At 68.0% G+C, this 26,041-nt stretch carries 16 protein-coding genes and 1 tRNA gene; 5 read left to right on the top strand and 12 right to left on the bottom strand.

The window, feature by feature from the left end; genetic code table 11:
• Nucleotides 1-308 precede the first annotated feature (308 nt).
• Both AC1Z3O_RS30595 and AC1Z3O_RS30590 read left to right on the top strand, forming a co-directional pair.
• Nucleotides 309-1,268, top strand: coding sequence for an AraC-like ligand-binding domain-containing protein (locus AC1Z3O_RS30595; RefSeq protein ID WP_483520401.1), 960 nt, complete (start codon nucleotides 309-311; stop codon nucleotides 1,266-1,268).
• Nucleotides 1,269-1,471: 203 nt separating this feature from the next.
• Nucleotides 1,472-1,548: transfer RNA gene (locus AC1Z3O_RS30590), tRNA-Arg, on the top strand.
• Nucleotides 1,549-1,713: 165 nt separating this feature from the next.
• On the opposite strand, the gene AC1Z3O_RS30585 is transcribed toward AC1Z3O_RS30590, so the two are convergent.
• Nucleotides 1,714-4,044: a sensor histidine kinase gene (locus AC1Z3O_RS30585; protein WP_483520400.1), complete on the bottom strand. Its 2,331-nt coding sequence runs from the start codon at nucleotides 4,042-4,044 to the stop codon at nucleotides 1,714-1,716.
• Between the two features lie 189 nt (nucleotides 4,045-4,233).
• Between AC1Z3O_RS30585 and AC1Z3O_RS30580 the strand changes: the two genes are divergently transcribed.
• From AC1Z3O_RS30580 to AC1Z3O_RS30570, 3 genes are all read left to right on the top strand, one after another.
• On the top strand, nucleotides 4,234-5,007 hold the full coding sequence (locus AC1Z3O_RS30580; protein WP_483520398.1) for a response regulator transcription factor: 774 nt from the start codon (nucleotides 4,234-4,236) through the stop codon (nucleotides 5,005-5,007).
• Nucleotides 5,008-5,651: 644 nt separating this feature from the next.
• Nucleotides 5,652-12,842, top strand: a complete 7,191-nt coding sequence (locus tag AC1Z3O_RS30575; RefSeq protein WP_483520396.1) for a YadA-like family protein — start codon at nucleotides 5,652-5,654, stop codon at nucleotides 12,840-12,842.
• Between the two features lie 83 nt (nucleotides 12,843-12,925).
• The gene (locus AC1Z3O_RS30570) at nucleotides 12,926-13,372 is read left to right on the top strand and encodes an outer membrane protein assembly factor BamE (protein WP_483520394.1); all 447 of its coding nucleotides are present in this window, start codon (nucleotides 12,926-12,928) and stop codon (nucleotides 13,370-13,372) included.
• Between the two features lie 156 nt (nucleotides 13,373-13,528).
• Here AC1Z3O_RS30570 and AC1Z3O_RS30565 read toward each other — a convergent pair whose 3' ends face one another.
• The 11 genes from AC1Z3O_RS30565 to AC1Z3O_RS30515 form a co-directional block, all read right to left on the bottom strand.
• Nucleotides 13,529-14,461 (bottom strand): shikimate dehydrogenase family protein, encoded by a 933-nt coding sequence (locus tag AC1Z3O_RS30565; protein ID WP_483520392.1) that lies wholly within the window; start codon nucleotides 14,459-14,461, stop codon nucleotides 13,529-13,531.
• A 114-nt stretch (nucleotides 14,462-14,575) separates the two neighbouring features.
• Nucleotides 14,576-16,024, bottom strand: coding sequence for an NADP-dependent succinate-semialdehyde dehydrogenase (gene gabD, locus AC1Z3O_RS30560; RefSeq protein WP_483520390.1), 1,449 nt, complete (start codon nucleotides 16,022-16,024; stop codon nucleotides 14,576-14,578).
• A 131-nt stretch (nucleotides 16,025-16,155) separates the two neighbouring features.
• Nucleotides 16,156-16,896, bottom strand: a complete 741-nt coding sequence (locus AC1Z3O_RS30555; protein ID WP_483520388.1) for an SDR family NAD(P)-dependent oxidoreductase — start codon at nucleotides 16,894-16,896, stop codon at nucleotides 16,156-16,158.
• Nucleotides 16,897-16,941: 45 nt separating this feature from the next.
• Complete coding sequence (gene lpdA / locus AC1Z3O_RS30550) at nucleotides 16,942-18,348, bottom strand: dihydrolipoyl dehydrogenase (RefSeq protein ID WP_483520386.1); 1,407 nt, start codon at nucleotides 18,346-18,348, stop codon at nucleotides 16,942-16,944.
• 9 nt (nucleotides 18,349-18,357) lie between these two features.
• A complete protein-coding gene (locus AC1Z3O_RS30545) occupies nucleotides 18,358-19,605 on the bottom strand; it encodes a pyruvate dehydrogenase complex dihydrolipoamide acetyltransferase (RefSeq protein ID WP_483520384.1) in 1,248 nt (415 codons plus the stop codon).
• A 1-nt stretch (nucleotide 19,606) separates the two neighbouring features.
• Nucleotides 19,607-20,095 carry a VOC family protein gene (locus tag AC1Z3O_RS30540; RefSeq protein WP_483520382.1) on the bottom strand — a complete coding sequence of 163 codons (489 nt, stop codon included), beginning with the start codon at nucleotides 20,093-20,095 and terminating at the stop codon, nucleotides 19,607-19,609.
• Nucleotides 20,096-20,138: 43 nt separating this feature from the next.
• Nucleotides 20,139-22,328 carry an alpha-ketoacid dehydrogenase subunit alpha/beta gene (locus AC1Z3O_RS30535; protein ID WP_483520380.1) on the bottom strand — a complete coding sequence of 730 codons (2,190 nt, stop codon included), beginning with the start codon at nucleotides 22,326-22,328 and terminating at the stop codon, nucleotides 20,139-20,141.
• Nucleotides 22,329-22,406: 78 nt separating this feature from the next.
• Nucleotides 22,407-23,279: an SDR family NAD(P)-dependent oxidoreductase gene (locus AC1Z3O_RS30530; RefSeq protein WP_483520378.1), complete on the bottom strand. Its 873-nt coding sequence runs from the start codon at nucleotides 23,277-23,279 to the stop codon at nucleotides 22,407-22,409.
• On the bottom strand, nucleotides 23,276-24,010 hold the full coding sequence (locus AC1Z3O_RS30525) for an ABC transporter ATP-binding protein (RefSeq protein WP_483520376.1): 735 nt from the start codon (nucleotides 24,008-24,010) through the stop codon (nucleotides 23,276-23,278). The genes AC1Z3O_RS30530 and AC1Z3O_RS30525 overlap by 4 nt, the downstream gene beginning before the upstream one ends.
• Nucleotides 24,007-24,765: an ABC transporter ATP-binding protein gene (locus AC1Z3O_RS30520; protein WP_483520374.1), complete on the bottom strand. Its 759-nt coding sequence runs from the start codon at nucleotides 24,763-24,765 to the stop codon at nucleotides 24,007-24,009. The genes AC1Z3O_RS30525 and AC1Z3O_RS30520 overlap by 4 nt, the downstream gene beginning before the upstream one ends.
• Nucleotides 24,762-26,039, bottom strand: coding sequence for a branched-chain amino acid ABC transporter permease (locus tag AC1Z3O_RS30515; protein ID WP_483520372.1), 1,278 nt, complete (start codon nucleotides 26,037-26,039; stop codon nucleotides 24,762-24,764). The genes AC1Z3O_RS30520 and AC1Z3O_RS30515 overlap by 4 nt, the downstream gene beginning before the upstream one ends.
• Nucleotides 26,040-26,041: the final 2 nt, after the last annotated feature.

Below are 26,041 nucleotides of genomic sequence, written 5' to 3'. Positions count from 1 at the left end.
ACCGCCCCGTCAGGCGCGCGCCCCTCCGGTTTGCCATCCGGCCGGGGGCGGCCGGGAGCCACTGCCGAAAGCGGACGCAGTGTGGGCGATGCGCTGGTGCCTGTCTTTTACTGGGGGCCGGCACCTTTGCGAAGGAGGAAGCGCGAGTCCGGGTATCGTAAGAACAATCGTGTGGCGGCGCTGTGCCAGGTGTGCACAAGGCATTGTTCGGATCGCGCAAATCCGCTAGGGATTTCCCCTAGCCCTGCGCGGGTAGGCCAATCTGCCTATAATTTGCGCTGCCCCCGCAGTCAGCGTCTGTCAACGCCATGTCCCTCTCCCAAATGATCTCCACCGAGCAGTTCGCCCCGCGCGAGCGGGTGGCAGTGTGGCGTGAATGGATGTGGCACCAGTTCGGCGGGCTGGAATGTGATGTGTACGGCGACGCCACGTTCGACGGTCAGCTCGACGTGCGCCACGCCGGCGACGTGGTCCTGACCCGGCTGGAAGCCAATCGTCATCGCGTGATGCGCACGGCTTCGCTGGCGCGCGCAAGCGAGAGCGCCTTTCTCAAGATTGTCGCGCCCCTGCGGGGCTGCGCGGCAGTCGAGCAGGAGGGCCGGCAGGCCGAGGTGGGCGCCGGCAGCTGGACCATCTACGACACGACCGAACGCTATACGGTGTCCAACCCGGAGTTCTCGGACCACCTGGTCGTGATGTTGCCCAAGACCCGCCTGCTTGTCGCCGGCCTGCCGCTCGACGAGCTGACCGCGCGGCATGTGGGCGCCACGCTCGGGATTTCGCGCGTCACGCTGGAAACGCTGCACAAGACCTGGCAGGAACTGCCCCACATGCATGCTGCCAGCGCGCATGGCAGCGGCGAGGTGATCATGCAGCTGGTGCAGATGTCCTTGCTCGAGCTCGCCGGCCAGCGCACGGAGCGCTCACAGCGCGAAGCGCTGCGCGACCGGGTGCGCCAGACCATCGCCCTCCACCTGCGGGATCCGGGCTTCAACGTCAACCGGCTGGCCGAATTGCTCAACTGCAGCCGGCGTCATCTGCATAGCGTGTTTGCGGGCAGCAGCCAGACTCTCGCTGAGAGCATCCAGCATCAGCGGCTGGAGGCCTGCATGCGCGATCTGTGCGCGCCGGACATGGCCGCGCGTTCGATCACCGAGATCGCCCTGTCCTGGGGCTTCAGCAACTTGTCGCACTTCAGCCGCATCTTCCGCGCCCATGCCGGCTGCAGCCCGAGCGAGTGCCGGGCGGGAATCGCTCCCGGCGGTTGACGGGATGCCGCAGACGCAGTGCGTGCGGATGGGCGCGAACCAATCCCCCGACACGTTGAACCTGGTCGCGCCAGGCCCTGGAACGGCCACGACGGGATGTGCCTGACGTTGCCCGGAGACGCCGGGCCAGCGTACGGAATCCAGCTCGAATGCAGAAAGGGCTTGCAATTTCCGCTGGATGCGATATAGTTCTGTCCTCGCGTGCGGCTGTAGCTCAGTTGGATAGAGTACTTGGCTACGAACCAAGGGGTCGTGGGTTCGAATCCTGCCAGCCGCGCCACCTAATTCAGGAAGTAGCAAATGGACGGTCTGTGTGCCTTGGGCACCCAGACCGTTTTTTTGTTTGTGGCTGCCTGGCGCACCGAGTCTATGCGCCCGCTTGCGCGGGCGCGACGAGCATTTCCAAACCAATGGGATGGACACCGCGCCTTTTGGGCAGGTCGCTCTAAGCCGTCCCGACCGGATCTTCCGGCGCGCAGGGGCCGGTGGCCGGCGAGCCGGGCGGTGTCGACAACGCAAGCGACTCGATTTGCGCGAGATCCAGTATCTGCAAGGCGGCACGGATGTCTCGGAGGAACTCCGGATAGGCTGGCGCTGAAGCCGCCAGGACGTCCACCCAGGCTTCGATGTCGGTCAGCCGGCCGTCGCGTGCGAAGGTGGCCAGCGCCATGCGCGCGTGCGCGGGCGGCAGCGGGTAGGGCGCGCGCGGCGGTGCGGGCGGTCGCGCAGAGCGGCGCCCGGACAGGGCGCAGAGCGCATCGCGGGCGATCAGCGTGTCGTCGACACCTTGAATCTGAATGGCGAAGCTGAACTTGCTGCCCTCGCCGGGTATGCTGTTCACCAGGAGCTCGCCCCCCATGCCTTCGACGATGCGCTGGCCGATGAACAGCCCCAGGCCGACGCCGTTCCCCTTTGTGCCGAACTGCGTAAATGCGTTGAAGACACTCGCCTGCGCCTTGGGCTCGATGCCGATGCCCGTATCGACGACGGCGAACCGCAGCAGCCAGGCGCCATCGGCGCGCTCTGCGCCGACGATGAGCTGGATGGTGCCCTGGCGCGTGAACTTGGCCGCGTTGGACAGCAGGTTCAGCAGCACCTGCCGCAGCCTGCGCCCGTCCACTGAGACGCTGGCAGGCAATGGCGTGGCCGGGCGGAAGACGAATTCGTTGTGCTGCTGGGCGCTCAGGCTCAGGGCGTGCTGCACGATGTCTTCCAGGAAGGCCTGCGTCTGCACCGGCTCGGACACGATCTGCAGCGGCTGCAATTCGCCCTTCGCATACTCCAGCAGCTCGTCGATCAGCGTGATCTGGTAGTGGGCGCTGCGCTCGATCGCGCGCAGGTAGGGGCCTTGCTGCGCAGGCGAAGTCTGGCCGAGCCGCCGCGCGTAGCCGAGCATGGTGGCGAGCGGCGCGCGCAGGTCGTGGCTGATGTAGCCGAGCATCTCGCTGCGCTGGCGGTTCTTCGCGTCCGCGTAGGCCAGCGCCTGGTTCAGCGCGTGGGTCTGCCGCGCGACTTCGTCCTGCAGGCGGTGCTGCTCCTGCCGCTGCCACTTGTCCAACTCGTCGTGCGCGGCCTTGCGTTGCAGGCGCGCGTGGTTGATCCAGGCTGCCATCAGCGTCAGGTTGATGCCGAGCCCGATCAAGGCGATCAGCGGGTTGGTCGAGACATCGCCATTGCCGATCTGCTGGATGAAGGACGGTGTCCAGCCGAAGTGCTCCGTCGTGCGTAGGACCAGGTGCAGCATCACGAAGCCGGCGGTCAGCAGCATCAGCCTGCCGGTCGGGACCATGCGCGTGAGCAGCACGCACGCCGCCGCCACTACGCTCAGCCCGACCAGCAGGTTGAGGGCCATGCCGAACCTGCCGATCGCGTCCAGGCCGCCGAGCGCGGCGGCAACGGCCATCAGGCATTCCAGGGCGGCCAGTGCGATGAAATGCCGGCGCCATGGCATGGCGATCTTCTCGTGCGCGGAGACGCTGATGAGGAAGGCGATGAACAGGGCCGTGCTGCCGTAGCCCAGCACCATGGTGCTGCGGTCGGCCCACACGGTAGATTCCGGCCACAGATAGCGCTTGGCGTAGCCGCGCATGGCCGCTTCATACAAGGCGATGCCCACGCATTGCATGGCCAGGATCAGGAAGGGGAGCCGCCGAGAGAAGGCGGAGATCAACAGTGCCCCCCAGGCCAGCGCCAGCAGGCCGCCGAACAGCAGGCCGTCCCACAGTCTCCCCTGGTCTTCCAGCTCTTGATAGGCGCGCTCCGTCTGCAGCCGGGGCCACAGCGCGACGGGGCGGCTGCTCTGCATGCGTACAAAGATGCGCGTTCGCTCCGCCGGCGCCAGGGCGAAGGGATAACTCGGCAGCCGCGACACATGCTCGTGGGCCGAGGCGGGCACGCCCTCGCCGGCTTGCGCATGGTGCCAGCCCGCCTCCTGCTGCCGGTAGAAGTCGATGCGCTGCAGTCCCGGCGAGCCGAGCAGCAAGCGCAGCGCCAGGGGAGCCGGCGTGTCGTTGCCGGCCTCGATTTCCAGCCATTGCACCGCACGCGCCTTGACCAGCAGCCGGGAACCCCCTTCCAGCGGCACGAAACAGGAATCGGAGCCGGAGGCCAGCAGGGCAATATCTCGGACCGTGCGTTCTCCGGAGTCGTCCTCGCAGACGCGGATGCTGTGCGGGAAGCCGGCCACGGGCGACGGTTCAGCCGGCATGGGCCAGGACCCTGCCTGGGCGATGGTGCTCAGAATGCCGATCACGATCCCAAGGACTATCTGGTGCATTTTCTGGTTCTAGTTCTAGTTCTAGTTCTATCGGGGGGTTGAAGTGCCGACTTGCGCAAAGCTAATATCTGCGCCCGATCCGCGATGCTTATTCCCGGTTTTTTATTTCATCCATTTGGGTGAAATGGCGTGCATTAATCAATGGCGCGCCATAAATCTCGCGGCGCGCCATTTATCGATACGGCCATCATGGACGCACGCGAGCTCCCACACTTTCATATTCTGCTGATTGACGACAGCCCGGATGAATTGCGCCTGCTGGTTGAAACCTTGCGCGATGCGGCATTCCGGCTGAGCGTCGCGTTCGATGGCGTGCAGGGTTATGACCGGGCGGTAGCTTCCTCCCCCGACCTGATCCTGCTGGATGTGCAGATGGCGAAGATGGATGGGTTTGCTACCTCGCGGCTGCTCAAGGCCAATCCGGCAACCGCCGGCATTCCGGTGATCTTCCTGTCCGCGCGGGCGGATGTCGACGCGCGCCTGACCGGCCTGCGGGAAGGGGGCGTGGACTACATCACCAAGCCGTTCTCCCCCGACGAGGTGCTCGAGCGGGTCCGCATCCATCTCAAGCTGGCCGCCGGGGCGAGGCTTCGGATTGCCGGCGCCGCGCCGCAGGCGGATGACGCCGGCGCTGCCAGCGGCGACGAGATCCTGGTGCGGGCCGCCCGCAGATACCTGGCCACTCGCCTGGCCGAGCCCCCCTCCCTCGAAGCGCTGGCGCGCGCCTTGGGCTCCAACGAGCGGCGGCTCTCCGCGGCATTCCATCGTTACGTCGGCCTGACGGTATTCGCCTATGTCCGCGAGGAGCGTATGCGCAAGGCGCGGCATCTGCTGGCGCACACGGCTTCCAGCATCGCAGCCATCGCGGAAGAGGTGGGCTTTTCCAGCACCGCCAATTTCTCTACCGCGTTTCGCGAACATGCGGGCGAGTCCCCGTCGGCGTACCGCGGCAAGAAGCCCTGAAAGCGGTGCCGGACCTGCGCTCCGTTCGCAGCGGCCGACCCGTTTGCTGCTGACCATTCCCGCGCGGGCGTAGCGCACGCTCGCCGGCTTCTCCCCGCCGCCATTCCGGGCCGGCGCCCTTCCATTGCCCGCAGCCAGGCCGGCCCTCCCCGGGCCGCCTGCCAATCTGTCCCTTTTCCCCATATCCCGATCGCAATCCCGCGGCCATGCAGTTTTCCCGTTCTGCTGACGGAATGACCGCACCCTAGGGTTATCTGTTGTTTTCAGTGCCGCGAGACTATCACCAGATTTTCAACGTTGGGATTGCCTTGTCTCCGCGTTTTCATTTGTTTGCAAATTATTGTCGGGATTTCAGTTCCGGCAAAACAATATGCGCCTGCAGCAAAAGAATCGGCTGATTAACTCCGGCATCCTGCGCCCTGTTCATTCTTTGCGAAGCTGAACAATTGAGTGGTGCCTAAGGGTGCGAAACAAGGGTCGGTATTCATTACCGTCGGCGCTTTTTCAGCCGATGCCATTTTTTCAATGGGCGCGCCTGTCCGGGCATTAAAAAACAAACGAGAAGCATTCCGATGCTGCCGCGCCGACTTTGTCGGGGCAGGGCAAGGTCGGGCGGAGCGCTTCCATTCTCGATGGGAAATGGCGTGAATCGTATCTACAGAACCGTTTGGAACGAAGGGACAGGGACCTTTGTCGCCGTGGCCGAGAACAGCAAGGCCAAGGGCAAGGGCGGGCGCTCCGGGCGCCGCAAGCTGGCGCTGACGAGCGCCCTGCTGGCGGCCGGCGTACTGGCGATGCCCGGTGCGATCGCGCAGACGGCCGTGTCTGGCACCACGAACAACAACAACGGCGGCAACGGCAAGACGGCCACCGTCGATACCAACTGCACCACCAACTTCGTCAATCGCAAGAACCCGGGCAACGACCCCACGCCGGCCGCGCAGTACATCCTGCAGAACGGCTGCAGCACGGCGGTCGGTACCAATGCCAACGCCGGCGCGGCATCCATCGCCGTGGGCGACCGCGCCAATGCCAGCGATTCCGGCATCGCCATCGGTGTGGGCGCCTCGTCGACGAAGAACTCGGCGATCGCCATCGGCGCTGTGTCGCTGGCGACCGGCAACACCAGCTTCGCCATGGGACGGCAGTCGGCAGCAACCGCCGACTATGCGATGGCCATTGGTAACGTGGCCTATGCCAACGGCGAGAGCGGCATCGCCGTGGGCCATTCGGCGAATGCCTCCGGCTATCGCTCCATCGCCATCGGTGCCTCGGACTCGAAGAACGCCGGCAATGACGGCGTGTCGGCCGGTGCCTCCTACAATGCAAGCAGCCAGACACGGGCAAGCGGTATCGGCTCCGTCGCGCTGGGTGCTGGCGCTACGACCAACGTCGACAACAGCGTCGTGATCGGCTCGGACAGCGTAGGCGCGGCCAATGCAAAGGGGCCTGCCCTGTATAGCGGCGACACCATCAAGGCCGGCGGTGCCGTGTCGGTCGGCAGTACCGGCAACGAACGCCAGGTCAAGAACGTGGCCGGCGGCACGAGCGGCACCGACGCCGTCAACGTCAATCAGCTTAAGGCGGTAGCCGATAACTCGGTCAACTACGACGACGCTAGCAAGGGCAGTGTGACGCTGGGCGGCACCACCTCGACCGATGGCGGCAAGACCGGTGGCACCCGCATCACCAATGTGGCGCAGGGCAATGTCAACGCCAACAGCACTGACGCGGTCAACGGCTCGCAGCTGTACACCACCAACCAGAATGTGACGCAGCTGGGCAACCAGGTGACGAACATCGATGGCCGGGTGACGACCAACACCACCAACATCGCTGGGCTGCAACAGGACGCGCTGCAGTGGAATGGTGCACTGAACGCCTATGACGCCAGCCACGGCAGCGGCACGGCACAGAAGATCACCAACGTTGCCGCCGGTGATGTCAACGCCAACAGCACCGATGCGGTGAATGGCTCGCAGCTGCATGCGACGAACCAGAAGGTCGACCAGAACACCAGCAACATCACCAAGCTGGGCGACACCCTCACGCAGGTCGCGGGCGACACCAGCACGACCTATGTGGAGCAGAACGGCCGCGGCGTAAAGTACGTGCGCACCAACGACACCGACCTGCCGGGCGCCGACGCACATGCGACGGTGGCGGGGGCGACGGCGCTGGGCTACAACGCGACGGCCAGCCATGAGCAGAGCGTGGCAATCGGCCGCGACGCGGTGGCGGATGGCAGCACGCTGGGCCAGCAAGCCTATGCGGTGGGCGGCACGGCGCTGGGCGAGGTGTCGGTAGGCAAGGCCGGTGCGGAGCGGCGCGTCACGAATGTGGCGGCCGGCGCGGGTGATACCGACGCAGTCAACGTGGCGCAGCTCAAGAAGGTGGCCGGCGATGTGACCCAACTGGACAGCAACGCAGTCAAGTACGACGACGCCAGCAAGGGCAGCGTGACGCTGGGCGGCACGACCTCGACCGACGGTGGCAAGACCGGCGGCACCCGCATCAGCAACGTGGCGCAGGGCAATGTCAGCGCCAACAGCACCGATGCCGTCAACGGTTCGCAACTGCACGCGACCAACCAGAACGTGACGCAACTGGGCAACCAGGTGACGAACATCGATGGCCGGGTGACGACCAACACCACCAACATCGCCGGGCTGCAACAGGACGCGCTGCAGTGGAATGGTGCGCTGAATGCGTATGACGCCAGCCATGGCAGCGGCACGGCACAGAAGATCACCAACGTGGCTGACGGCAAGCTCGATGCCAACAGCACCGACGTGGTGAATGGTTCGCAACTGCACGCGACCAACCAGAACGTCACGCAGCTGGGCAACCAGGTGACGAACATCGATGGCCGGGTGACGACCAACACCACCAACATCGCCGGGCTGCAACAGGACGCATTGCAGTGGAATGGTGCGCTGAATGCCTATGACGCCAGCCACGGCAGCGGCACGGCGCAGAAGATCACCAATGTGGCCGCCGGCCAGGTCGATGCCAACAGCACCGACGCGGTCAATGGCTCGCAGTTGCATGCGACCAACCAGAACGTCACGCAGCTGGGCGACACCCTCACGCAGGTCGCGGGCGACACCAGCACGACCTACATCCAGCAGAACGGCCGCGGCGTGAAGTACGTGCGCACTAACGACACCGACCTGCCGGGCGCCGACGCACATGCGACGGTGGCGGGCGCAACCGCGCTGGGCTACAACGCGACGGCCAGCCATGGCCAGAGCGTGGCGATCGGCCGCAATGCGGTGGCGGACGGCAGCACGCTGGGCCAGCAAGCCTATGGGGTGGGCGGCACGGCGCTGGGCGAAGTGTCGGTGGGCAAGGCCGGTGCGGAACGCCGCGTCACGAATGTGGCGGCCGGTGCGGGCGATACCGATGCAGTCAACGTGGCGCAGCTCAAGAAGGTGGCCGGCGATGTGACCCAACTGGGCGACAACGCGGTGAAGTACGACGACGCCAGCAAGGGCAGCGTGACGCTGGGCGGCACGACCTCGACCGACGGTGGCAAGACCGGCGGCACCCGCATCAGCAACGTGGCGCAGGGCAATGTCAGCGCCAACAGCACCGATGCCGTCAACGGTTCGCAACTGCACGCGACCAACCAGAACGTGACGCAACTGGGCAACCAGGTGACGAACATCGATGGCCGGGTGACGACCAACACCACCAACATCGCCGCGCTGCAACAGGACGCGCTGCAGTGGAATGGTGCACTGAACGCGTATGACGCCAGCCATGGCAGCGGCACGGCGCAGAAGATCACCAATGTGGCTGCAGGTGACGTCAACGCCAACAGCACCGACGCGGTGAACGGTTCGCAGCTGCACGCGACCAACCAGAACGTGACGCAACTGGGCGACACCATCACCAACGTGGCGGGCGACACCAGCACGACCTACATCCAGCAGAACGGCCGCGGCGTAAAGTACGTGCGCACCAACGACACCGACCTGCCGGGCGCCGACGCACATGCGACGGTGGCAGGCGCGACGGCGCTGGGCTACAACGCGACGGCCAGCCATGGTCAAAGCGTGGCAATCGGCCGCGATGCGGTGGCCGACGGCAGCACGCTGGGCCAGCAGGCCTACGCGGTGGGCGGCACGGCGCTGGGCGAAGTGTCGGTGGGCAAGGCCGGTGCGGAACGCCGCGTCACCAATGTGGCGGCCGGTGCGGGCGATACCGATGCAGTCAACGTGGCGCAGCTCAAGAAGGTGGCGGGCGATGTGACCCAACTGGGCGACAACGCGGTGAAGTACGACAACGCCAGCAAGGGCAGTGTGACGCTGGGCGGCACGCCCTCGACCGACGGTGGCAAGACCGGCGGCACCCGCATCACCAATGTGGCGCAGGGCAATGTCAGCGCCAACAGCACTGACGCCGTCAACGGTTCGCAGCTGTACACCACCAACCAGAACGTGACGCAGCTGGGCAATCAGGTCACGAACATCGATGGCCGGGTGACCACCAACACCACCAACATCGCCGCGCTGCAACAGGACGCGCTGCAGTGGAATGGTGCGCTGAACGCTTATGACGCCAGCCACGGCAGCGGCACAGCGCAGAAGATCACCAATGTGGCCGCCGGCCAGGTCGATGCCAACAGCACCGACGCGGTCAATGGCTCGCAGCTGCATGCGACCAACCAGAACGTCACGCAACTGGGCGACACCATCACCAACGTGGCCGGTGACACCAGCACCACCTACATCCAGCAGAACGGTCGCGGCGTGAAGTACGTGCGCACCAACGACACCGACCTGCCGGGCGCCGACGCGCATGCGACGGTGGCGGGCGCGACGGCACTCGGCTACAACGCGACGGCCAGCCATGAGCAGAGCGTGGCGATCGGCCGCGACGCGGTGGCCGACGGCAGCACACTGGGCCAGCAAGCCTATGCGGTGGGCGGCACGGCGCTGGGCGAAGTGTCGGTGGGCAAGGCCGGCGCGGAGCGGCGCGTCACGAATGTGGCGGCCGGCGCGGGCGAAACCGATGCGGTCAACGTGGCGCAGCTCAAGAAGGTGGCGGGCGACGTGAGCCAGCTGAGCGACAACGCGGTGAAGTACGATGACGCCAGCAAGGGCAGCGTGACGCTGGGCGGCACGCCCTCGACCGACGGTGGCCAGACCGGTGGCACCCGTATCAGCAATGTGGCGCAAGGCAATGTCAGCGCCAACAGCACCGATGCGGTCAACGGTTCGCAGCTATACACCACCAACCAGAACGTCACGCAGCTGGGCAACCAGGTGACGAACATCGACGGCCGGGTGACGACCAACACCACCAACATCGCCGCGCTGCAACAGGACGCATTGCAGTGGAATGGTGCTCTGAATGCCTACGATGCCAGCCATGGCAGCGGTACCGCACAGAAGATCACCAATGTGGCTGACGGCAAGCTCGACGCCAACAGCACGGACGCGGTCAATGGCTCGCAGCTGCACGCGACCAACCAGAACGTCACGCAACTGGGCGACACCATCACCAACGTGGCGGGCGACACCAGCACGACCTACATCCAGCAGAACGGCCGCGGCGTGAAGTACGTGCGCACCAACGACACGGACCTGCCGGGCGCCGACGCGCATGCGACGGTGGCGGGCGCAACCGCGCTGGGCTACAACGCGACGGCCAGCCATGGCCAGAGCGTGGCGATCGGCCGCAATGCGGTGGCCGACGGCAGCACGCTGGGCCAGCAAGCCTACGCGGTGGGTGGCACGGCGTTGGGCGAAGTGTCGGTGGGCAAGGCCGGTGCGGAACGCCGCGTCACGAATGTGGCGGCCGGTGCGGGCGATACCGATGCAGTCAACGTGGCGCAGCTCAAGAAGGTGGCGAGCGACGTGAACCAGCTGGACAGCAATGCAGTCAAGTACGACGACGCCAGCAAGGGCAGTGTGACGCTGGGCGGCACGCCCTCGACCGATGGCGGCAAGACCGGCGGCACCCGCATCAGCAATGTGGCGCAGGGCAATGTCAGCGCCAACAGCACCGATGCGGTGAATGGTTCGCAGCTGTACGCGACCAACCAGAAGGTGGAGCAGAACACCACCAGCATCACCAGGATCGGTGACACGATCACGCAGATCGCCGGCGACACTAGCAATACCTATACGGTCCAGAACGGTGCGGGTATCCGCTACGCGCGCACGAATGAAAACGGCCTGCTGCCGAGCGATGCGTTCGCCCAGGCTCAGGGCGCCACCGCGCTGGGCTACAACGCCGCCAGCACGGCAGCCGACGCCGTGGCGATCGGACGCGGAGCCAAGGCCAGCTCGGCAGGTAGTGTCGCGCTGGGCGCCGGCTCGGTCGCGGACGGCAGCACGCTGGGCAATGCCGCCTATCTGGTCGGTGGCACGGCCAAGGCCGAGGTGAATGTCGGCAAGCGCCGCCTCACCGGGGTGGAGGCCGGCGCCGAGGACACGGATGCAGTCAACGTGAGCCAGCTTCGCTTCCTCGATTCGAAGATCGTCAACATCGCCAACGGCTCGATGGGCATGTTCCAGGTGAGCCAGGACTACAACGCGCCGGCGCCGCAAGCCAGCGGTACGGCGTCGGTGGCGGGCGGTGCGAACGCGGTGGCGTCCGGCGCGGGCTCCATGGCGGTCGGCAACAACGCCACGGCCTCCGGTGACACCAGCCTGGCAATGGGCAATGGCGCCAAGGCCAGTGCCACGGGCAGCACCGCGGTGGGCAATGGCGCCAGCGCCAGCGCTGCCGGCAGTGTGGCCCTGGGCAACGGTGCCAGCGATGGCGGGCGCGGTGCGGAAAGCTATGTCGGAAAGTACTCGGGCGCGCAGAACAACAGTGTCGGCACGGTTTCCGTCGGCAATGCTGCGACAGGCGAAACCCGCACCATCAGCAACGTAGCGGACGGCGTGAAGGACACTGACGCGGTCAACCTGCGCCAGCTCGACGGCGCGGTCAAGGCGGCCAACGAGTACACGGACCAGAGCATCAAGAACATCTCGAAGGACATTACCAATATCAACAATGGTTCCGCGGGCATGTTCCAGGTCAGCCAGGACGTCAACACGCCGACGCCTGTGGCGACGGGCGCGAACTCCGCCGCTGGTGGCGCGGGCGCAATCGCGTCCGGAAACAACGCCACCGCCATCGGCAACCGGAGCCAGGCCAGCGGCGCAAACAGCACCGCGCTGGGCAACGGTGCGATCGCCACGGGCAGCAACTCGGTCGCGCTCGGTGCGGGCTCTAGCGATGGTGGCCGCAGCAACGTGGTATCCGTCGGCAGTGCCGGCGCGGAGCGGCAGGTCACCAATGTCGCTGCGGGCACGGCCAATACCGACGCGGTCAACGTGGCCCAGCTCAAGGAGTCCGAACGCGGCGCCGTGCGCTACGACGTCCACACCGATGGCACGGTCAACCACGGCAGCGTGACCATGGGCAACAACTCGGTCTCGTCGGTGGTGATACGCAATATCGCCGAAGGTGTGGCGCCGACCGATGCGGTCAACGTCCAGCAGCTCAACAACGGCATCAACAGCGCAGTGAACCAGGCCAACCAGTACACGGACGGCCAGGTGCGCCAGTTGCGCGGTGACATGGACCGGATCGAGCGCGACGCCAATGCGGGCACGGCAGGCGCCATGGCCATGGCGGGCATGCCGCAGGCCACGTTGCCTGGCCGCAGCATGCTGGCCGCCGGCGTGGGCGGCTATCGTGGGCAGTCCGCGGTGGCCGTGGGCGTCTCGGCACTGTCGGAGAACGGCCGCTGGATCTACAAGCTGCAAGGCTCGGCGAACTCGCGCGGCACGTTCGGCGTGGCCGCCGGCGCGGGCTTCCACTGGTAAGCGGCCCACCCGCCGCATTGGAGACGGCGGGCGTGCCCCACGAGCGGGCACGCCCGCATGGAATTCGAGACGAGAAACCGATCATGCAAACGAACCTGAAACGAGCCGTGGGCCTTGGCGCCGGCGCCCTGCTCCTGATGCTGCAAGCGTGCGGGACCACCATGTACGTGAGCGAGGGGATCAGCGACGACGGCAAGGCGAGCCAGGTGGTCTTCCCCGACATCGAGCGCGATGCCTGGATCAAGGAAGGCACCTTCCCCAACCTGGACAACCTGCGCGCGGTAGGGCCGGGCGTCACCAAGCCGCAGCTCTATGCGCTGCTGGGCAGCCCGCATTTCGCCGAAGCCGCCATACGCGTGCGCGAATGGGACTATGTCTTCCGCTTCCGGAGCGCCAAGGCCGATGGCGAGGCGCGCACCTGCCAGTACAAGGTGATCTTCGACAAGGAGCAGCGCGGGCAGACGTTCCTCTGGCAGCCCGCCGATTGCGCGGAGGTATTGCGCGGTTCAAGCGCGGCGGCAGCCGGCTGAGCGGCGTCCGGCGGCAGGGCTGACGTGCAGCGCATGCGCTGAGCCATTCCTGCCGCTAAAAGGTGTACCCCGATGGCCGGAGAGGGATCTTCGCCATCTTTTACAAGCCCTGGCCATCGTTCCCGCGTGGCCCGGGCTTCTTTTTATTCTTTCTTGCTAGACGCCATCCGGGCCGAGAATATGCGCCACATGCGCCGGGGTCAGCGGCACGCCCATGAAGCGCGCAATCTCCACGATCTGCCCGTAGAGCATCCATTGCCCATGATGGACCGCGCAGCCGCGCTCGCGCGCTGCCCGCAGCAGCGGCGTATCGCCGTCGCGTACGACCGCTTCGCAGACCAATGCGCCGGCGTCAAGCCGGTCGGCGGTGACGGGCAGGGCGTCGCTGTCGCGCAGGCCGAGCGCGGTGGCATTGACGATCACGTCGAAGCCGGCGGGGTCGTCGCCGCCCGCGCGGATGGCCACGCCAGGCACCGCTTGTGCGAGGCGGGTTGCCAGTTCCTGTGCCTTGTCGGCCGAGCGGTTGTAGATGACCAGTTCCGCAGGCCGCTCACGCGCGATCGCATAGGCCATCGATTTGCCGGCGCCGCCCGCGCCCAGTTGCAGCACGCGCTTTCCCGCCAGCGTGTGGCCGCGCTCGCGCAGGCCGGCCACGAAGCCGTCGCCATCGAAATTGCCGCCGATCCAGCAGCCCCTGTCGCGGTCGAAGCGCATGGCGTTGACCGAGCCCACCAGCCGGGCGGTCTCGCTCAGCTCGCCGCAGGCGGCCACCACGGCCTCCTTGTGCGGAATGGTGACGACGAGCCCGTTCAGGCTCTGGATCACGCGCGCGCCATCGAGGAAAGCCGCCAGCCCGGCCGGGTCGACATGAAAGGGGACGCATGCCGCGTCGATGCCCTGTCTGACGACCGAGGCGTTGAACAGTTGCGGCGTGCGCACGTGGGAAATCGGCGCGGCGATGATGCCGACGAGTTGGGTATTGCCGTCGATCTGCATGGTCGTGATGGCTTGGGTGGGTTCTGCAGGTGGTGAGGGGGAGAGTGAGATAGGGGGAGTCCGGTCATGGTCGGCGACGTGGTATCGCTTCATCGACCGCGCGGCTTTCTCCCCTCTCCCACTTGTGGGAGAGGGGTCGGGGGAGAGGGCAGGCGCTCGCGTAGCGCGGGCCGCCTGCATGCAACCGGCGCAGCAGGCGCGCCGGCCTCAGATCCCCGCCATGCAGGTGTACTTGACGACCAGGTAGTCCTCGATGCCGAAATGCGAGCCTTCGCGGCCGACGCCAGACTGCTTGACGCCGCCGAACGGTGCCACCTCGTTGGAGATCAGGCCGGTGTTGACGCCCACCATGCCATACTCCAGGCGCTCGGATACGCGCCACACGCGGCCCAGGTCGCGCGCGTAGAAGTAGCTGGCGAGGCCGAACTCAGTGTCGTTGGCCATGGCCACCACCTCGTCCTCGGTCTCGAAGCGGAACAGCGGCGCCACCGGCCCGAAGGTTTCCTCGCGCGCCACCAGCATGCCGGGCTTGACGTCGGCCAGCACGGTGGGCTCGAAGAAGGTGTGGCCGAGCGCATGGGGCTTGCCGCCCGACAGCACGCGCGCGCCCTTGGAGACCGCATCGGCGATGTGCTCCTCGACCTTGGCGATGGCCTTGCCGTCGATCAGCGGCCCGATGCGCACGCCGTCATCCATGCCGTTGCCGACCTTGAGCGCGGCGACGGCGGCCACCAGCTTCTGGGCGAAGGCGTCATAGACCTTGCTGTGCACATAGAGGCGGTTGGCGCAGACACAGGTCTGGCCGGCGTTGCGGTACTTGGAGATGATGGCGCCTTCCACCGCGGCGTCGAGGTCGGCGTCCTCGAAGACGATGAAGGGGGCGTTGCCGCCCAGTTCCATCGACACCTTCTTGATGGTGGAAGCGGTCTGCGCCATCAGCTGGCGGCCCACCTCGGTGGAACCGGTGAAGGTCAGCTTGCGCACCAGCGGGTTGCTGCTCAGTTCGCCGCCGATGGCGGAGGCGGAACCGGTCACCACCGACAGCACGCCCGCGGGGATGCCGGCGCGCTCGGCCAGCACGGCCAGCGCCAGGGCGGACAGCGGCGTCTGCGAGGCGGGCTTGAGCACCATGGTGCAGCCGGCGGCCAGCGCGGGACCGGCCTTGCGGGTGATCATCGCGGCGGGGAAATTCCACGGCGTGATGGCGGCGCACACGCCCACCGGCTCCTTGGTGACGACGATGCGCTGGCTGCTGACGGGGGCCGGAATGGTCTCGCCGTAGACGCGCTTGCCTTCCTCGGCGAACCATTCGATGAAGGAGGCGGCGTAGGCGATCTCGCCGCGCGCTTCGGTGAAGGGCTTGCCCTGCTCGGCGGTCATGATGGCGGCCAGGTCGTCCTGGTTGGCCAGCAGCAGCTCGAACCACTTGCGCAGCAGCGCCGAGCGTTCCTTGGCGGTGCGGGCGCGCCAGGCGGGCAGCGCGCGGTTGGCGGCCTCGATGGCCTGGCGGGTCTCCTCGGCGCCGAACTGCGGGACTTGCGCCACGCGCTCGCCGGTGGCCGGGTTGTTGACGACGATATGGCGTTCGCCATCCACCCAGCGGCCATCGATGTAGCACTGCTGGCGCAGCAGGGAGGGGTCTTTGAGATTCAGCATGATGGAATTCCTTGGCGACGGTGCAATGTGAGGGATGCGCTGCAAGGTTGCCGGCGCGCCGCGCGCGGGCGGCCGTCGGTTTGATTCTACGCCGGCGCTGCGCTCGCGCTCGGCCGGCGCTAAAGCGGCGCTCAGCCTGCGATATACAGACCGCCGTTGACGTGCAGCACCTCGCCGGTGATGAAGCTGGCGGCCGAGCTGCACAGGAATCCGATCGCGGTGGCGATCTCGCGCGGCTGGCCCAGACGCTTGAGCGGCGTCTGCTCGACCGAGTCGGCGCCGCGTTTCTGGATCAGGTCGGCCGTCATCGGTGTTTCGATGACGCCCGGCGACACGGCGTTGACGCGGGTGCGCGGACCGAGCTCGCGCGCCAGGCTGCGCGTCAGGCTCAGCAGGCCGCCCTTGGAGGCGGAGTAGTGCGCGTTGTAGTAGGCGCCGCGATGAGCCGCCACCGAGGTCAGGTTGACGATGGCGCTGCCTTCGCGCAGCGCCGGCATGGCGCGGCGCACCAGGTAGAACACGCCGTCCAGGTTGATGGACAGGGTGCGCCGCCACTGTTCGTCGCTCATGCCTTCGGCCGGCTGCGCTTCGTACAGGCCTGCCGACGGCACCAGGAAATCGATGCCGCCGAAGCGCTGCTGCGCCAGCGCCACGGCGCGCGCGCTGTCGTCGGGATCGGCCGCATCCATGCGCAGCGTGGCGACGCGTGCGCCGCTCGGGTCCAGGTCGCGCGCGAAGGCGGCCAGGCCGGCCTCGTCGAGGTCGCTGAGCACCAGCCGCGCGCCGTGCGCGTAGAACAGCCTGGCGGTTTCGCGGCCGATGCCGCCGTTGGCGCCGGTCAGCAGCAGGGTGCGTTGGTCAAAATCGTACATGGCGTCTCCTTGATGCGGATGGATTCGGTTCGCGCTGCGCGCGCCTCAGATGTGCAGGGCCCGTCCGTAGGCGGCCAGCACGGCTTCGTGCATGGCCTCCGACATGGTCGGGTGGGGCAGGACGGCCGCCATCAGGTCGGCCTCGGTGGTCTCCAGCGTCTGCGCAATGGCGTAGCCCTGGATCATCTCGGTGACTTCGTCACCCACCATATGGGCGCCCAGCAGCTCGCCGCTGGCGGCGTCGAACACGACCTTGACCAGGCCCGCGGTGGCGCCCATGGCGATGGCCTTGCCGTTGCCGACGAAGGGGAACTTGCCCACCTTTACCTGATGGCCGCGCTCGCGCGCCTGCGCTTCGGTCAGGCCGACGCTGGCCACCTGCGGATGGCTGTAGGTGCAGGCGGGAATGCGCGCGGGGTCCAGCGCATGCGGATGCAGGCCGGCGATGTGCTCCACGCAGATCACGCCCTCGTGGCTGGCCTTGTGCGCCAGCCAGGGTGGCCCGGCGACGTCGCCGATGGCATAGACGCCGGGCTCGCCGGTGCGGCCGAAGCCGTCGGTGACGATATGGGTCTTGTCGACCTTGACCGCGGTGGACTCGAGCCCGAGACCTTCCACGTTGCCGACGATGCCCGCCGCCACCAGCACCACGTCCACCTCCACGCGCACGGCACCGCCGGCGCGCGGCTGCAGCGTCACGGCCCAGCCCTCGCCCTGGCGCTCGGCGCGCTCGAGCGCGGTGGCCACGTGCAGCACGATGCCATCGCGCGCGAGGCTGGCGGCCACCTGGGCCGAGATCTCGGCGTCTTCCACCGGCAGGATGCGCTCGGCCATCTCGACCACCGTCACCTCGACGCCGATGGCGCGGTAGAAGCTGGCGAACTCGATGCCGATGGCACCGGCCCCGACGATCAGCATGCGGCGGGGCTGGCAGGGCGGCGCCAGCGCTTCGCGGTAGGTCCACACGGTCTTGCCGTCGGCCGGCAGCGCCGGCAACTGACGCGCACGCGCGCCGGTGGCCAGGATGATGTGGCTGGCCGACAGCGTGGTGGCCGCGGTGGCGGCGCTCTCGGCTGCCACCGCGAGCCGGCCCTTGCCGGCCAGCCTGGCGTGGCCCGGGATGACCGTCACGCCGTTCTTCTTCATCAGGTGGGTCACGCCCTTGTTGAGCTGCGCGGCCACGGCACGCGAGCGCGCCACCATGGCCGGCAGGTCGGCACTGGCCGCGCCGGCGCGCACGCCGAAGGCGGCGGCCTCGTTGACCAGGCGCAGCACGTCGGCCGAGCGCAGCAGCGCCTTGGTCGGGATGCAGCCCCAGTTCAAGCAGACGCCGCCGAGCTGCGCCTTCTCGACCAGGGCGGTCTTCATGCCGAGCTGCGCCGCGCGGATCGCGGCCACGTAGCCGCCGGGGCCGCCGCCCACGACGACCAGGTCAAATGCGGAATTTGCCATGTCGGGTCCTCAGATCAGCATGGACAGGGGGTTTTCCACCAGGCGCTTGAACGCCGCCAGCCATTGCGCGGCCAGCGCGCCGTCGATGGCGCGGTGGTCGGCCGACAGCGTGCAGCGCATCACCTGGCCGGCGCGGAGCTCGCCCTCGTCCACCACCGGCACCGCCTGCGTGGCGCCCACCGCCAGGATGGCGGCCTGCGGCGGGTTGATGATGGCGGAGAACTCGGAGACGCCGAACATGCCCAGGTTGCTGACGCTGAAGCTGCCGCCCTGGTATTCCTCGGGCCGCAGCTGCCCGGCGCGGGCGCGCGCGGCCAGGTCGGCGATCTCGGCACTGATGACCGACAGCGGCTTCTGGTCGGCGGCGCGCACGATGGGCGTGATCAATCCGGTGTCGGTGGACACCGCCACCGACACGTCGGCCTGGTGGTAGTGGCGCATGGCGCCGTCGGTCCAGCCGACGTTAGCCTGGGGCACCTCGCGCAGCGCGACGGCCACGGCGCGGACGATGAAGTCGTTGACCGAGATCTTGCGCGGCGCCTGCGCGTTGACCTGCGCGCGCAGCGCGAGCAGCTTCTCCATGCGGCAGTCCGCCGCCAGGTAGAAGTGGGGGATGGTTGCCTTGCTCTCGCTGAGGCGGCGTGCGATGGTGCGCCGCATATTGCTGTGGGGCACCTCGGTGAAGGCCGCGGCCGGCGCGCTGGCGGGTGCTGCCGGAGTGGCTGCGGTGGCCGGTGCCGCCGACGGCTGCGCTGCGGCCGTGGCGGGCGCGGCGCTCTCCACATCGCGCTTGACGATGCGCCCGTTGGGGCCGCTGCCGTGCAGCGTAGCCAGGTCGATGCCGCGCTGGCCGGCCAGGCGCCGGGCCAGCGGGCTGGCGAAGATGCGTGCGGGGGCGGCGGCTGGGGCAGGTACTGCCGCAGCGGCCGGCACAGCAGCGGATGCCGTGGCCGCCGCCGCAACAGCAGCAGGCGTGCCGCCGGCGGCGATCAACGCATCGATGTCGACGGCGGACTCGCCATCCACCAGCAGCACGCCGATCGGCGCGCCCACCTCGACTTCCTGTCCGGCCGCCACCAGTTGCCGGCCCAGCACGCCGGCTGCGTCGGCGTTCAGTTCCACCACGGCCTTATCGGTCTCGATCTCGGCGACGCAATCGCCGACGGTGATCGCTTCGCCTTCCCGGCGGGTCCACGACTGCAGCGTGGCGTGGGTGGCATTGGCCGCCACCTCGGGCATGCGCAGGAGAATGGCCATATCAGCGCGCCTCCGCAGCAAACAGGTCAGGGCGGTAGGCCGCGATATCGTCGTACTGCACGATCTCCAGCACATTGCCTTCCGGATCGTGGCAGAACGCGAGCCAGGTGCCGGGGCGGACCTCCACTCTTTGCGGGCCGGTCAGCAGGCGCACGCCGGCCGCGGCCAGTGCGTCGATCACGGCCTGGATGTCGTCGACGATGAAGGTGAGATAGCTGGCGTTGGCCTTGTCGAGGATGTACTCGGGTGCAGGCGCCGCGGCCGGCGGCCTGGCCGGGGCCAGCAGCTTGATGCGCTCGCCGCGGTTGGTCTGCAGGCGCACGGCGGTATAGCCATGCTGGTGCATGGCGGCCTGGGTGGCGGCCGCCGGCGGTACCGCGACCTCGCTGACGAAGGCGAAGCCCAGCACCTGCTCATAGAAGCGGCGCATCAGAGGCAGGTCGCGCACGGCGATGCCGACCTCCAGGGGAACGGTCATGTTCACGGTCATTGGGGAATCCTTGGCTGCATCGAACGGTTCGGGCGGGCGCGCATCAGGCGGCGCCCTTGTCGCGCATCACCTGGCGCAGGCCTTGCACCACTTCCTCGGTGCGCGCGGCGGCGGCGCGCTCCAGCACCTTGGAAATGCTGGGCGCGGCTTCGGCGCCGGTCACGCGCTGCACCGGCTGGTCCAGCCAGTCGAAGCAGCGGCGCTGGATCTCGTCGGCCAGCCAGCCGCCATAGGAGGTGCCGCGCGCGCCTTGCTCGACGATCAGCACATTGTTGGTCTTGCGGATGCTGGCCTCGATGGTGTCCCAGTCGAGGCTGGCGCGGTCCAGCCAGCGCAGGTCGATCACCTCGGCATCGATGCCGGTCTGCTCCACCGCTTCCAGCGCATGGCCCACCATCGACAGGTAGGAGATCACCGTCACGTCCGCGCCGCTGCGGCGCACCGCGGCCTTGCCCACCGGCAGGTGGTAGTCCAGGTCGTCGGCCGGACCGATGCCCGAGCTGTTGTACAGGTCGACGTGCTCGATCACCAGCACCGGGTCCTTGCAGGCCAGCGCGGTGTTCATCAGCCCCACGTAGTCGAAGGGATTGGACGGTGCGACGATGCGCCAGCCCGGATTGGTGGCGAAGATGCCGGCCGGGTCCATCGAGTGCTGCGAGCCATAGCCCGTGCCCATGGCCACCTTGGTGCGCAGCACCAGGGGCACGTCGCTCTCGCCGCCGAACATATGGCGCGCCTTGCCGATCTGGTTGAAGACCTGGTCGGCCGCCACCCACATGAAGTCGGGGTACATGAACTCGACCACCGGCTTGAAGCGGCCGTCCAGCGCCATGCCGCCGCCCAGGCCGACGAAGGCGTTCTCGCTGATCGGCGTGCCCAGCACGCGCTCAGGGAAGCTGTCGCGCAGGCCGCGCGTGGCGCCGTTGGTGCCGCCCTTCAGACGGTGCACGTCCTCGCCCATCACCACCACCGACGGGTCGGTCTGCATGCGCCGCTGCATCACGTCGGCCACCACGTCGATGAACTTGCGCGTCTCCAGCTTGCCGCCGAAGCTGTCCTGGTCCGCGTAGCGCAGCCCTTGCAGTTCACTCAGGTCGCCGCGGATGCCCACGTCGCGGAAATCCGGGCTGGGCCACAGCTCGGGACGGATGCGGCGCTTGCCCGGCTTGCCGGAGGGATCGGCCTCGGTCAGCGCCGAGGCTGCCTCGCGCATGGCCTGCTTGACGCTCTCGCGCAGGGCGGCGATCTCCTCGGCGCTGATCAGCCCGCGTGCCTGCATGCGTCGCGCCATCAGTTCGAGCGGATCGCGCGCGCGCCATTGCTGTTCTTCTTCCTTGCTGCGATAGCCGAAGGCGCTGCCGGGGAAGGGACCGTTCTGATGGAAGAAACGGTACAGGTCGGCCTCGACGATGGTGGGGCCCTTGCCCGCGCGCATGTGCGCCAGCGCTTCCTGCGTGGCCAGGTGCACGGCCAGGGGGTCCATGCCGTCGACCTTCCAGCTCGGGATGTTGAAGGCCAGGCCGCGCGCCGACAGGCGCGGCTCCGCGGTGGACTCCTCCACCGTGGTGGACACCGCATAGCGGTTGTTCTCGATGAAGAAGCACAGCGGCAGATGCCAGGCCGCGGCCAGGTTCATCGTTTCCAGCACCGAGCCGATGTTGACCGCGCCGTCGCCGAAGTAGGTGATGGCCACGGCGTCGGTGCCGGCGTGCTTGTGCGACCAGGCCGCGCCGGCGGCCATGGGCACGCCGCCGCCGACGATGGCGTTGGTGCCCAGCGCGCCGGCCTCGGCCCACTGCAGGTGCATGGAGCCGCCGCGGCCCTTGCAGAAGCCTTGCGCCAGGCCGAGGATCTCCGCCAGCGTGCGCTGCAGCAGGGCCTGGATGGCGGGCGTGACTGGCGCGCGCGGGTCGATGCCGGCCGGCGCCAGGTAGCCCAGCGCCTTGGACAGGAACTGGTGGTGGCCGCGGTGCGAGCCGTTGATCTGGTCAGCGCCGCTCAGGGTCACGAGGGAGCCGGCGGCGCCGCCCTCCTGGCCGATGCTGGAGTGGGCGGGGCCGTGCACCAGGCCCTCGGCGGCGAGTTCGAGCACGGCTTCCTCGAAGCCGCGGATCAGGTGCATATGGGCCAGCAGCGTGCCCAGCAGGGCGGGGTCGGCGCGGGCCCAGTCTTCGTCGGTGGCGCGCAGTTCCACCCATTCTGCGGCGGGGCGCAGGGTGCTACGTTCGGACATGAGGCAATCCTTGAATGCGAGTCGGTTGTGCAGTGATGCGGTCGTGCGGTATGCGGGCAGGCCGGGGGCGGGCCGCGCTCAGAAGCCGTCGGCGGTCCAGCCGCCGTCGGAGACCAGGGCGTGGCCGGTGATGAAGGCCGCCGAATCGGAGGCGAGGAAGAGCGCCACCTCGGCCATCTCTTCCGGCGTGCCGAAGCGACGCAGCGGCGTGCGCGCCATCAGCGCCTCGCCGTCCATGGCGCCGCGCGCGAGCAGCGTGTCGACCAGCGCGGTACGCGTGTAGCCGGGGCAGACCGCGTTGACGCGGATGTTGTGCTCCGCCCATTCGGCCGCTAGCGACTTGGTCAGCGACACCACGCCCGCCTTGGCCGCGCAATAGGCCAGGCGCCGGGCGGAGGAGGCCAGGCCCCACATCGAGGCCGTGCTGAGGATATTGCCGCCGCCCTGGCGCACCATGCGGCGCGCCGCGGCCTGCGTGCAGAAGAAGACGCCGGACAGGTCGATGTCGATGGCGCGCCGCCAGTCTTCCGGTGTCAGCTCCAGCGAGGGCTTGTTCATGGAGATGCCGGCGTTGTTGAGCAGCACGTCGATGCGGCCGAAGCGGGCCTCGGTGGCGGCGCAGGCGGCCTCGACCGCCTCGGGATCGGTGATGGAGGCGCGCACGGTCTCGACTTCAACGCCCGGATAGGCGGCTTCCAGCTCGGCCTTGGCCGAGGCCAGCCTTTCCACGTCGAGGTCCAGCAGCATCAGGCGCGCGCCGTGGCGGGCGAAGCCGTGCGCCATGGCGCGGCCGATGCCGCTGGCGGCGCCGGTGTCGAGCACGACCTTGCCGGCCAGGCCGGGGTAGTGGGCGGGCGCGAACGGCTGGGCGTTCGGGTATCCGCTTGGGAGTCCGTTCGGGAGTCCGTTCGGGAGTCCGTTCGGGATGCCATTCGGCTGTGCGTTGCTCATACGGCTAACCAGTCCTTCATCAGTTGGGTGTTGGCGGTGAGTTGTTCCGGGCTGCCTTCGTAGACGATGCGGCCGTGCCCCATCACGCAGACGCGGTTCGAGACCTTCAGGGCGATGGCGAGCTTCTGCTCCACCAGCACCACCGACACGCCGCGGCGGTGGATGTCGGCGATGGCCTCGCCGACCACCTGCACGATCTTGGGCGCCAGGCCCTCGGTCGGTTCGTCGATCAGGATCAGCAGGGGATTGCCCAGCAGCGAGCGGCACATGGTGAGCATCTGCTGCTCACCGCCCGACAGGCTGCCGGCCTTGGTGTTGCGGCGCTCCTTCAGGCGCGGGAAGTAGTCGAACATCTGTTCGATGGTCCACTTGGCCGCGCCTTCCGGCGCGCGCTGCTCGCCCATGCGCAGGTTCTCGTCGACCGTCAGGTTGGCGAACACCTCGCGCTCCTCGGGCACGAAGGCGATGCCGCGGCGGCAGATGGCGTAGGGCTGGGCGCCGGCCAGGTCGCGGCCGCGCAGCTTCACCTGGCCCGCGCTGGGCGGCACCAGGCCCATGATGGCCTTGAGCGTGGTGGAGCGGCCGGCGCCGTTGCGGCCAAGCAGGCTGACCACCTCGCCCTGGTCGACGTGGAAGTCCACGCCATGCAGGATGTGGCTCTTGCCATAGTGGGCGTGCAGCCCCTCGACGGAGAGCAGCCGCTCGCCGCCCGGTTTGCTGATGGCGTTCATACCGTGACCTCCTCGCCCAGATAGGCTTCCTTGACGCGAGAGTCGTTGCGGATCTGGTCCGGCGTGCCGGTGGCGACGATCTCGCCGTAGACCAGCACGCTGATGCGGTCGGACAGCGAGAAGACCACGTCCATGTCGTGCTCCACGATCATCAGCGTGCGGCCGCGCGAGATGTCGCGGATCAGCTCGGCGGTGTAGTCGGTCTCTTCCTGCGACATGCCGGCCATCGGCTCGTCTAGCATGATCACCTTGGGGTCGGAAGCCAGCGTCATGGCGATTTCCAGCGAACGCTGCTCGGAGTACGACAGCTCGCCGGCGATGGCCTGCGCACGGGGCGCCAGCCGTACCTGCTCCAGCAGGTGCATGACTTCCTCACGCACGGCGCGCAGGCGGTGGGCGAAGCGCCACAGCACGTACTGCAGGCCATGGCGGCGCATCACCGCCAGGCGGATGTTCTCGAACACGCTCAGGCCGGCGAAGATATTGGTGATCTGGAAGGAGCGGGCCAGGCCGCGCCGGTTGATCTCCTGCGGCGGCAGGCCCTGGATGGGCGCGCCGTCGAGCAGGATCTCGCCGCGCGTGGCTGGCAGGCGGCCGGAGATCAGGTGGAACAGCGTCGACTTGCCGGCGCCGTTGGGGCCGATCAGCGCATGGCGCTCGCCGCTGGCGATGTCGAGGTCGACGCCGCGGATGATCTCCGCGTCGCCGAAGGATTTGCGCAGGCCGCGCAGCGAAAGGATGGCTTGCGGGTTCATGCCGGGTTCCTGTGAGCGTGGGCGGTGGGGACGGTGGGCGCGGCGGCGGCATCCTGCAGGCGCAGCCAGCCGGCGTTGGCAAGGCGGGCGGCGGTGATGCCGGCGCCGGCCAGCACGGCGGGGACCAGCCAGGTCAGCGGGGAGAGCGGGTCCCACTCGCGCCCGAACAGCGGGATCGGCGGCCAGCCGCCCCCAGCCAGCGCCGCCATCGAGCGGTAGTCCTGCGAGAAGGCGCGTTGCAGCATCTCCACGGTGAAGACGGTGGCTGCTGCCAGCAGCAGGGCGCACAGCAGGTAGGCCAGGGCCACCGGCAGCATGCGGCGCAGGCCATGCGCGCGGCAGTTGGCCAGCAGGGACTGGATCAGCCCGGCCAGGCCGGCAGGCATGAACAGCATCACCAGCACGAAGACGATGCCCTGGTACAGCAGCCAGGAGCGCGTCAGGTCCGACACCGCATAGCCGAAGAAGGTCATGGCCGCGGCGCCCAGCGCCGGGCCGAGGAAGAGCTTGACGCCGCCGATATAGCTGTTCAGCACCACCGCCGAGGAGGCCGTGGCGTCGAAGACGACATAGTTGGCCGCTTCCATATTGATGGCCTGCAGGCCGCCGGCCACGCCGGAGAACATGGCCGAGACCGCGAACACCAGCACGCTCAGGCGGTGCACGTCATAGCCAAGGAAACGCAGCCGGTTGGCGTTTTCGCGCAGGCCCAGGGTCAGGCGTCCGACCGGGGTCAGCGTGTAGAGGTAGAGCAGGCCCAGCGACAGCAGCACCCAGGCCAGCGTCAGGTAGTAGACCTGCTCGCTGTCGCCGAAGGTGAAGCCCCAGGCCGGCATGCGCATGGTGGAAATGCCCGCCTCGCCGCCGAACCAGCCCGCCAGGTGCGGGGCGAGGGCGTGGAGCAGCTCGGCCAGCGCCAGCGTGATCATGGCGAAGTAGACACCGCTGCGCTGGGTGGCGAACCAGCCGGCCGCGAGGCCCGCGACCAGGCCCATGGCGCCGCCGGCGAGCGGCAGCAGCGGCGTCGGCAGCAGGCCGTTGCCGCCGAAGGCGTTCATGGCGTGCACGGTGGCGAAGGTGCCGATGCCGAAGTAGGCGGCGTGGCCGAAGGACAGCATGCCGCCCTGGCCGCTCAGCAGGTTGAATGCGGCCGCGAACAGCACGGCGATCAGCATCTGGATCGAGGCGTTGACCAGCGCCGGCGAGAACACGGCCGGCACAACGGCCAACGCCGCCACGCCGAGCAGGACGAGGAATTTCTGGATCGGGGTCATGC

This window comes from Cupriavidus sp. 09_S30 (assembly GCF_056930435.1).
This window is presented reverse-complemented; position numbering and strand designations above follow the sequence as displayed.